General features: G+C 71.4%; 7 protein-coding genes. 3 read left to right on the top strand and 4 right to left on the bottom strand.

Annotated elements, in window-relative coordinates:
* Positions 1–789: ATP-dependent helicase C-terminal domain-containing protein (locus tag G3I19_RS31075; protein ID WP_275402790.1), on the top strand; the 789-nt coding region annotated here is incomplete at its 5' end.
* A gap of 15 nt (positions 790–804) precedes the next feature.
* Here G3I19_RS31075 and G3I19_RS31070 read toward each other — a convergent pair.
* The 4 genes from G3I19_RS31070 to polA form a co-directional block, all read right to left on the bottom strand.
* On the bottom strand, positions 805–1,803 hold the full coding sequence (locus tag G3I19_RS31070; protein ID WP_164267056.1) for a DUF3068 domain-containing protein: 999 nt from the start codon (positions 1,801–1,803) through the stop codon (positions 805–807).
* Between the two features lie 27 nt (positions 1,804–1,830).
* Positions 1,831–1,971: an SPW_0924 family protein gene (locus G3I19_RS31065; protein WP_164267055.1), complete on the bottom strand. Its 141-nt coding sequence runs from the start codon at positions 1,969–1,971 to the stop codon at positions 1,831–1,833.
* Between the two features lie 257 nt (positions 1,972–2,228).
* Positions 2,229–3,488, bottom strand: coding sequence for a lytic murein transglycosylase (locus G3I19_RS31060; protein ID WP_164267054.1), 1,260 nt, complete (start codon positions 3,486–3,488; stop codon positions 2,229–2,231).
* Positions 3,489–3,724: 236 nt separating this feature from the next.
* The gene (gene polA / locus G3I19_RS31055) at positions 3,725–6,436 is read right to left on the bottom strand and encodes a DNA polymerase I (protein WP_164267053.1); all 2,712 of its coding nucleotides are present in this window, start codon (positions 6,434–6,436) and stop codon (positions 3,725–3,727) included.
* Positions 6,437–6,560: 124 nt separating this feature from the next.
* On the opposite strand from polA, the gene G3I19_RS31050 reads away from it, so the two are divergent.
* Positions 6,561–8,840 (top strand): FdhF/YdeP family oxidoreductase, encoded by a 2,280-nt coding sequence (locus tag G3I19_RS31050; protein WP_164267052.1) that lies wholly within the window; start codon positions 6,561–6,563, stop codon positions 8,838–8,840.
* A 105-nt stretch (positions 8,841–8,945) separates the two neighbouring features.
* Complete coding sequence (locus tag G3I19_RS31045) at positions 8,946–9,419, top strand: hotdog fold thioesterase (RefSeq protein WP_164267051.1); 474 nt, start codon at positions 8,946–8,948, stop codon at positions 9,417–9,419.
* Positions 9,420–9,450: the final 31 nt, after the last annotated feature.

Raw genomic sequence — 9,450 nt, 5'->3', positions numbered from 1 at the left:
TCTCGTACGGGAGGCACTCGTCGACGGGCTGCGGCGCGAGGGGCTGGGGCTGCTGCGCTGGACCCCGCACGCGCGGGAGCTACGGCAGCGGCTCGCCTTTCTGCACCGGGAGGTGGGCGGCGGCTGGGCGCCGTCGAGCTGACGGTGCGGCCGCTGAAGAGCCCGCCGGCCGCTCTCGTACGGGAGGCACTCGTCGACGGGCTGCGGCGCGAGGGGCTGGGGCTGCTGCGCTGGACCCCGCACGCGCGGGAGCTACGGCAGCGGCTCGCCTTTCTGCACCGGGAGGTGGGCGGCGGCTGGCCTGATGTGTCGGACGCGGCGCTGCTGGCGCGGCCCGACGAGTGGCTGGAGCCCGAGCTCTCCCGTGCCGGGCGGCGGGGCGATCTGGCGCGGATCGAGGCCGGGCAGGCGCTCGGCAGGCTGCTGCCCTGGGCGACCGGCGAGGCGGCACGGCTGGACGAGCTGGCGCCCGAGCGGTACGAGGTGCCGAGCGGGTCCCGGATCCGGCTGGACTACGGCGGCGCCCAGCCGGTGCTCGCGGTGAAGCTGCAGGAGATGTTCGGCCTGGCGCGGACGCCGACCGTGGCGGGGGTGCCGGTCCTGGTGCATCTGCTCTCCCCGGCCGGCCGGCCCGCCGCGGTGACGGCCGATCTGGCGTCGTTCTGGCGGGAGGGGTACCGGTCGGTGCGCGCGGAACTGCGTGGGCGCTACCCCCGGCATCCGTGGCCCGAGGACCCGTCGGACGCGGCGCCGACGCGGTACACGAAGGCGCGCCAGAACCGGGGGTAGACGGATCCAGGGGCTTCAGGCGATGACCGGTTCGGGGTCGGGCAGCCGGGCGTCCGGCCGGTCGGGCTCCCCGGGGCGGCGGCTGCGCGCCTCCAGCCAGAGTGCGAGGGCGAGCAGGCAGATGCCCAGGCCCAGGAAGCCCCAGGGCAGATACGAGGTGAGCAGCAGCACGAGCAGCCGGTTCGACTTCACCAGGTCGACTGTGTAGTTGACGTAGTCGGGGCGCATCTTCACGTCCCCCGCGAACGCCGTGACCTTGGCCCGGCCGCCCAGCAGGGTGCCGCCGCGCAGCTCCTCCTTGTGGATCTCCTCGCCGTTGACCGGGGCTCCGGTGACCGGGTCGACCCAGAACATCCGCTTGGTCGAGTACCAGCGGGTGGTGCCGGTCTTCGCGACGGACTCCGGGGTGATGCCCTTGACCGGCATCTTCTTGGGCATCGACACCTTCGTCCAGGGGATGGTCTCCTCGAAGTAGTAGACGTCGAGGCCGTGGAACTTCACCGTGCCCCGGTAGTGGATCGGGGCCGAGGTGTGGGTCTGGGCGTCGAAGTACTCGTAGTCGCGCTTCTGCGTGAGGAAGGGCCACTTGAACTCGATGCCCGTCCGGCTGACCGGGTCGCCGTCGACCATCTCGCCGGTCGCGTGGACCGGCGCCTGGGTGTGGGCGTCGAAGATGTAGCGCTCGGGGATCTCGGACACCATCTTGCCGTCGGGCCCCGCGACATAGGACAGCGAGTCCCAGACGACGACGTCGCGTCCCGCGCTCTGCTCGATGCGGTTGGATTCGGCCACATTGCCCCGGAGTGTCTGCACGATGGTGACCTCGGGGACCTTCTTGGCCTGCATGGTGCTGTAGTCGAGGAGGGTCGCGGGCTTCGCCTGCAGGACTTCCTCCTGGTACTGGTTGGCCGGGATCTTCGCCAGCCGGGGGAAGGCGTACCAGCGCAGCAGCGGGGACATGGCGGCGCAGAAGACCGCGAAGGCGAGCAGCACCAGACTGGCTTTACGGCGCATGGCCGTCCTCCTACTGGGTCTTGGGGCCTACTGGCTCTTGGGGCCGGGGACGGTGGTGAGCAGCGGTTTGGGCGAGGTCTTGCCGGTGGGTGAGCCGACCGCCGAGAAGGTGAGGACGAGGGCGAAGGCCACGGCCAGCCCGATGGCGGCGGCGATGAGGGCGCGCATGCACGGCCTCCTACAGGATCTGATGCATCGTCAGGGATGGGGCACCGTAGCAACGCGGCGGCGAGATGAGAACACGTTGCGCGGACCTGTTGCCGGGACCCGGCCCGGCGCACACGACTGAGCCCGGCCGCGCACCGGTTTCGGTGTGCGGCCGGGCTCAGTGACTCGGCCGGTGACTCGGCCGGTGGCTCGCTCTGCTCGGCCTGGTTCAGTGGCCCGGCCCGGCCCGGTGGCTCGGACGGCCGGACGGGCCCGGGTCAGCCGGTGGCGCAGGGAGTCGGGCTGCCGCTCTTGCTCGGGGACGGCGACGGGGAGGGCGAACCGCTCGCGCTGCCGGACGGGGACGGCGTGGGTGACGCGGAGGGACCGGCCGAGCCCGAGGGCGAGGGCGAAGGGCTCGGGCTCGCGCTGTCCGACGGCGAGGGCGAGGGGCTCGGGCAGCCGGAGCCGCTCGGCGAGGGCGACGGCGAACCGCTCGGGCTGCCCGAAGGGCTCGGCGACGGCGAGGGCTTGCCGCTCCTGCTGGGGCTCGGGCTCGGTACGGAGATGGTCCCGGTGCCGCTCTTCGTCGGCTTGGGGCTGGGCTTCGGGCTGGGCTTGGACGACGGGAACGGTGACGGGGCCGAGGAGTGCCGGGACGGAGCGCCGCCGGTACGGGCCGGGGCGCCGCTGTCGCCTCCCCCGTACCCCTGGCCGCCGGGTTCGGTACCGGTGGGCAGCACGCCCGTACCGTCCGGGACGTCGTGGACGCCCTTCCGGTAGAAACCGAACCAGGACAGGACCGTACTCAGATACTCCTGCGAGTGGTTGTAGCCCAGGATCGCCTGGTCGAGGTCGTGCTGCACGGCGACATCGCGGCCGTCGGCGCAGAGGTAACGGCCGGTGGCGAGCGAGGCGTCGAAGACGTTGTTGGGGTCCTTCTTGCCGTCGCCGTTCCCGTCCTGTCCCCAGGTGGCCCAGGTGGACGGGATGAACTGCATCGGGCCGACCGCGCGGTCGTGCGTCGCGTCGCCGTCGTACTGGCCGTTGTCGGTGTCGGCGATGTCGGCGAAGCCCGCGCCGTTGAGGACGGGGCCGAGGATGGGGCTGAGCGTGGTGCCCTGGGCGTCCACCCGCCCGCCGCGCGCCTGGCCCGACTCGACCTTGCCGATGGCCGCGAGCAGCTCCCACGGCAGATGGCAGCCGGGATCGGTGCCTGCGACGGTCTGCTCCGCCTTGCGGTAGGCGGCGAGCACCGACGCCGGTATGCCGGCGGCGGCCGATCCGGCCGGAGTGGTGACGGGGGTGGCCGGTTCGGCGGGGGTGTTGAGCGGCGGAAGATCGGTGAAGTACGGGGAGTCACCGCTGACCGGGGTGCCGGAGGGGGGCTTCGCGTCAGCGGCCTGCCTGCTGCTCTCCGGGGCCTGGCTGCCCATGGCGTCGGGCGCCTGCGAAGCGGTCATCGCCGCCACGGCCAGGGCGGCCACCGTGGTCGCCGTCGCTCCCTTGCGCAACCGGCTGCTGAAATGCGGTGCCATAGACGTGGTCCCTCCCCCTCGACTGATCGCGCTCCCCAGCGCGGGACTCCGGTGACATTACGACAACTACCGCCCCCACGGCACCGGTCACTGACCGTTTTCACCGATTCTTCAGCTGCGGTCCGTCCGTCGTCCTTCCGCCGCGGTGCGACATGCCGGAGCCCGTCCGGAGCACTTCTGTGGGCCCGGACGGGCTCCGCCTCAGATACGCCGCGCCCCGCCGGGCCGGCCGGGGGTCAGTGCGCGGCGGACTCCCAGTCCGCGCCGACGCCCACCGACACATCGAGCGGTGCGCGCAGCTGGGCCGCGGCGGCCATCTCCCTACGGAGGATCTCCTCCACCTGCTTGCGCTCGCCGGATGCGATCTCCAGCACGATTTCGTCGTGCACCTGGAGCAGCATCCGCGAGGACAGTCCGGCCTCGGCCAGCGCACGGTCGACCTTCAGCATCGCGACCTTGACGATGTCCGCGGCCGTGCCCTGGATGGGGGCGTTGAGCGCCATCCGCTCGGCCATCTCGCGGCGCTGGCGGTTGTCGCTGTTGAGGTCGGGCAGATAGCGGCGGCGGCCCAGCATGGTCTCGGTGTAGCCGGTGGCGCGCGCCTCCTCGACGACGCGCTGCAGATAGTCCCGCACCCCGCCGAACCGCTCGAAGAAGGTGTCCATCAGCCCGCGCGCCTCGCCGGCCTCGATGTTCAGCTGCTGGGAGAGGCCGAACGCCGAGAGTCCGTAGGCGAGTCCGTACGACATCGCCTTGATCTTGCGCCGCATCTCCGGGTCGACGGCGGACTTCTCCACCCCGAACACCTGGGAGGCGACCGTGGTGTGCAGGTCCTCGCCGGAGGTGAACGCCTCGATCAGCCCGGCGTCCTCCGACAGATGCGCCATCACCCGCAGTTCGATCTGGCTGTAGTCGGCGGTCATCAGCGTTTCGTATCCCTCGCCGACGACGAAGCCGCGGCGGATGGCCCGGCCCTCGTCCGTACGCACCGGGATGTTCTGCAGGTTCGGGTCGGTCGACGACAGCCGGCCCGTCGCCGCCACCGTCTGGTTGAAGGTGGTGTGGATGCGGCCGTCCGCGGCCACCATCTTGATCAGGCCCTCGACGGTCACCCGCAGCTTGGCCTGCTCGCGGTGGCGCAGCATGATCACCGGGAGGTCGTGCTCGGTCTGCGCGGCCAGCCAGGCCAGCGCGTCCGCGTCCGTCGTGTACCCGGTCTTGGTCTTCTTCGTCTTCGGCAGACCGAGTTCGGCGAAGAAGACCTCCTGCAGCTGCTTGGGCGAGCCGAGGTTGAACTCGTGTCCGACCGCCGCGTGCGCCTCCTTCACGGCCTGCTGCACCGCACCGGCGAACTGCTGCTCCATGCCCTCCAGATGGGCGCGGTCGGCGGCGATGCCGTGCCGCTCCATCCGGGCCAGCAGGATCGACGTCGGCAGCTCCACGTCGTGCAGCAGGCCGGCGGCACCGACCTCTTCGAGCCGCTCGCCGAACGCGTCGCCGAGGTCGAGCACCGCGCGGGCCTGAGTCATCAGGGACTCGGCCTCGGCCTGCTCGTCCGTGCCGAAGGCGAGCTGGCCGTCCGCCGCGGCGGCCGGGGCGAGCTCCCGGCCCAGATACTCCACGGCCAGCGGCTCCAGTGCGAAGGAGCGCCGGCCAGGCTTCACCAGATACGCGGCGAGCGCGGTGTCCATCGCCACGCCCTCGACGCGCCACCCGTGCTCGGGGAAGACCCGCATCGCGTTCTTCGCGTTGTGCATGACCTTGGGGCGCTGCGGGTCCGCGATCCAGGCGGCGAACGCCTGCTCGTCGGCCTCGTCCAGCTGTGTGGTGTCGAACCAGGCCGCGGGCCCGCCGGCCGCCGCCAGCGCGATCTCACGGACGCTGCCGGTGCCCAGCGCCCAGCTCTCCACGGTGGCCATGCCCAGCGGCTGCCCGCCGTGCTCGGCCAGCCAGGGGGCCAGCTGCCCGGAGGCCAGCACCGAGCCGTCCAGCTCCACTCCGGCGGCCGGGGCCTGCCGGGCTTCGTCCGCCGCACCCGGGTCGACCGCGAGCAGCCGCTCGCGCAGGCTCGGGTTCCGGATCTCCAGCACGTCCAGCACGTGCGCGAACGCCTCCCGGTCGTACGCCGCGCGCTCCAGGTCCGCCGGGCCCTTGGGCAGCTCCACGTCGCGGACCATCTCGGTGAGGCGGCGGTTGAGCCGCACCGCCTCCAGGTGGTCGCGGAAATTCTGCCCGGCCTTGCCCTTGACCTCGTCGGCGCGCTCCACCAGCTCGGCGAACGAACCGAACTGATTGATCCACTTCGCGGCCGTCTTCTCCCCGACGCCGGGGATGCCCGGAAGGTTGTCCGACGGGTCGCCGCGCAGCGCAGCGAAGTCCGGGTACTGCTGCGGGGTCAGCCCGTACTTCTCCTCGACCTTCTCCGGTGTGAAGCGGGTCAGCTCGGAGACGCCCTTGGTCGGGTACAGCACGGTGATGTGGTCGGTGATCAGCTGGAACGAGTCCCGGTCGCCGGTGACGATCAGCACCTCGAAGCCGGCCGCCTCGGCCTGGGTGGCGAGCGTGGCGATCACGTCGTCGGCCTCGAAGCCCTCGATCGCGAAGCGGTCCACCCGCATCGTGTCCAGCACCTCGCCGATCAGCTCGACCTGGCCCTTGAACTCGTCGGGGGTCTTCGAACGGTTCGCCTTGTACTCGGGGAACTCGTCCGCCCGCCAGGTCTTGCGCGAGACGTCGAAGGCCACCGCGAAGTGGGTGGGCTCCTCGTCACGCAGAGTGTTCGCCAGCATCGACGCGAAGCCGTAGACGGCGTTCGTCGTCTGACCGCTCGCGGTCGTGAAATTCTCCGCGGGCAGCGCGAAGAACGCACGGTACGCCAGGGAGTGCCCGTCCATGAGGAGCAGGCGGGGGCGGGTGTCTGCGGTCTGCTTCGATGCTGTCTTTGCCACGGGTCCGATCCTGCCACGGAGCACTGACAATCCAGACCTCCGGACACCTCACAGGGTCCGCTGTCAGTGGCCCATGAAAGGATCGGACACGTACGAAGGATCCGCCCGCTCGAAGGGGAGCGCCATGGCTGCCAAGCCGCCCGCAGGTGACCCGGTCCAGGACGCGCCGCAGGTCGCGGCCCCGAAGCACGCCGCAGCCGGTCTGCCCGCCATCGGTCACACCCTGCAGATCGCGCAGCAGCAGATGGGCGTGGTGCGGACGGCGCGGACCCTGCTCAAGGTCAATCAGAAGGACGGATTCGACTGCCCGGGCTGCGCCTGGCCCGAGGGCGAGAAGCGGCACACCGCGGAATTCTGCGAGAACGGCGCCAAGGCCGTCGCCGAGGAGGCGACGCTGCGCCGGGTGACGCCCGCGTTCTTCGCCGCGCACCCCGTCGCCGACCTCGCCTCCCGCAGCGGTTACTGGCTGGGCCAGCAGGGCCGGATCACCGAGCCGATGCTGCTGCCCGAGGGCGGCGACCGGTACGAGCCGGTCAGCTGGGAGCGCGCCTTCGGGATCATCGCCGATGAGCTGCGCGCGCTGGACTCCCCCGACGAGGCGCTCTTCTACACCTCGGGGCGCACCAGCAACGAAGCCGCGTTCCTGCTCCAGCTCTTCGCCCGCGCCTACGGCACCAACAATCTGCCCGACTGCTCCAACATGTGCCACGAGTCGTCCGGCTCGGCGCTCTCGGAGACCATCGGCATCGGCAAGGGCAGCGTCTCCCTCGACGACATGCACCAGGCGGACCTGATCATCGTCGCCGGGCAGAATCCGGGCACGAACCATCCGCGGATGCTCTCGGCGCTGGAGAAGGCCAAGGCCGCGGGCGCGAAGATCATCTCGGTGAATCCGCTGCCGGAGGCGGGCCTTGAGCGCTTCAAGAACCCGCAGACCCCCCAGGGCATGATCAAGGGCGCGGCCCTCACCGACCTGTTCCTGCAGATCCGGATCGGCGGCGACCAGGCGCTCTTCCGCCTGCTGAACAAACTGATCATCGAGACCGAGGGCGCGACCGACGAGCTGTTCGTCCGCGAACACACCCATGGGTACGAGGAGTTCGCGGCCGCCGCGCGCGCCGCCGACTGGGACGCGACGCTCACCGCCACCGGCCTCTCCCGTGCGGACATCGAGCAGGCCCTCGCGATGGTCCTCGCCTCCAAGCGGACCATCGTCTGCTGGGCCATGGGCCTCACCCAGCACAAGCACGCGGTGCCGACCATCCGCGAAGTCGTCAACATGCTGCTGCTGCGCGGCAACATCGGCCGCCCCGGCGCCGGCGTCTGCCCCGTCCGCGGTCACTCCAACGTCCAGGGCGACCGCACGATGGGCATCTTCGAGCGGCCCGCACCCGAGTTCCTCGACGCCCTGGACAAGGAATTCGGGATCACCTCCCCCCGCCACCACGGCTTCGACGTCGTCCGCGCCATCGAGGCGCTGCGCGACGGCCGGGCCAAGGTGTTCTTCGCCATGGGCGGGAACTTCGTCGGTGCGACACCCGACACCGAGGTCACCGAGGCGGCGATGCGCCGCGCCTCCCTCACCGTGCAGGTGTCGACCAAGCTGAACCGCTCGCACACCGTCACCGGCACCCGTGCCCTGATCCTCCCCACCCTGGGCCGCACCGACAAGGACGTCCAGGCGGGCGGGAAGCAGTTCGTGACCGTCGAGGACTCCATGGGGCTGGTCCACGCCTCCCGGGGCAACCTCACGCCCGCGGGCCCGCGGCTGCTCTCCGAGCCGGCGATCGTCGCCCGGATGGCACGGGCGGTCCTCGGGGCCGAATCCGCCATCGGCTGGGAGGAGTTCGAGAAGGACTACGCGACGATCCGGGACCGGATCTCGCGTGTCGTACCGGGCTTCGAGGACTTCAACACCCGCATCGCCGCCCCCGCCGGCTTCTCCCTCCCGCACGCCCCGCGCGACGAGCGCCGCTTCCCCACGGCCACCGGCAAGGCCAACTTCACGGCGGCCCCCGTCGAGTATCCGAAGCTCCCCGATGGCCGGCTGCTGCTGCAGACCATGCGCTCGCACGACCAGTACAACACCACGATCTACGGCCTGGACGACCGCTACCGCGGCATCAAGGGCGGCCGCCGCGTCGTCCTGGTCAATCCGGAGGACGCCCGCGAGCTCGGCCTCGCCGAGGGCTCGTACACCGACCTGGTCAGCGAGTGGAAGGACGGCGTCGAGCGGCGCGCACCCGGCTTCCGGGTCGTGCACTACCCGACCGCCCGCGGCTGCGCCGCCGCGTACTACCCGGAGACGAACGTCCTGGTCCCGCTGGACGCGACCGCGGACGTCAGCAACACCCCCGTGAGCAAGTCCCTGGTGGTCCGTCTGGAACAATCCGGCACGGCCTGAGCGTTTGCTTAGGCCACCGGGCGGCGAACCCGGGCTGCCGGACCCCGGCGGCCGTGCGCCGCCGGTACCCACCGCAGCAGCCACGACGATCGGAGCCGGACCACCATGGGCGAGCAGACCACCGTGAAGTTCCCTCAAGAGGTCATCGACGAGTACGCCGCGCTCGGCGTCGACCTCCCCGGGCTGTTCTCCGCCGGCCATCTCGGCGAGCGGATGGACGTACGGATCGTCGAGGCGGCCGCCGACCGCGTCGTCGGCACCATGCCGGTCGAGGGCAACACCCAGCCGTACGGACTGCTGCACGGCGGCGCGTCCGCCGTGCTCGCCGAGACCCTCGGCTCGATCGGTTCGATGCTGCACGGCGGCCCGTCGAAGCTCGCCGTCGGTGTCGACCTCAACTGCACCCATCACCGCGGCGCCCGCAGCGGGCTGGTCACCGGGGTGGCCACCCCGGTCCACCGCGGCCGCTCCACCGCGACCTACGAGATCGCCATCACGGACGAAGAGGGCAAGCGGGTCTGCACGGCCCGGCTCACCTGCCTGCTGCGCGACGTCACCCCCGACAGCTCGGCGGGCTGACACCGGCCGCGGGCGGGCGGGCTTCCGGCCC

This window comes from Streptomyces sp. SID10853 (assembly GCF_010548145.1).
GTDB lineage: Bacteria > Actinomycetota > Actinomycetes > Streptomycetales > Streptomycetaceae > Streptomyces.
This window is presented reverse-complemented; position numbering and strand designations above follow the sequence as displayed.

Bases quoted from the DNA above. Each gene is read 5' to 3' on its own strand.
- G3I19_RS31070 (WP_164267056.1), bottom strand. From the start codon at position 1,803: ATGCGCCGTAAAGCCAGTCTGGTGCTGCTCGCCTTCGCGGTCTTCTGC.
- G3I19_RS31050 (WP_164267052.1), top strand. From the start codon at position 6,561: ATGGCTGCCAAGCCGCCCGCAGGTGACCCGGTCCAGGACGCGCCGCAG.
- G3I19_RS31045 (WP_164267051.1), top strand. From the start codon at position 8,946: ATGGGCGAGCAGACCACCGTGAAGTTCCCTCAAGAGGTCATCGACGAG.
- G3I19_RS31060 (WP_164267054.1), bottom strand. From the start codon at position 3,488: ATGGCACCGCATTTCAGCAGCCGGTTGCGCAAGGGAGCGACGGCGACC.
- G3I19_RS31065 (WP_164267055.1), bottom strand. From the start codon at position 1,971: ATGCGCGCCCTCATCGCCGCCGCCATCGGGCTGGCCGTGGCCTTCGCC.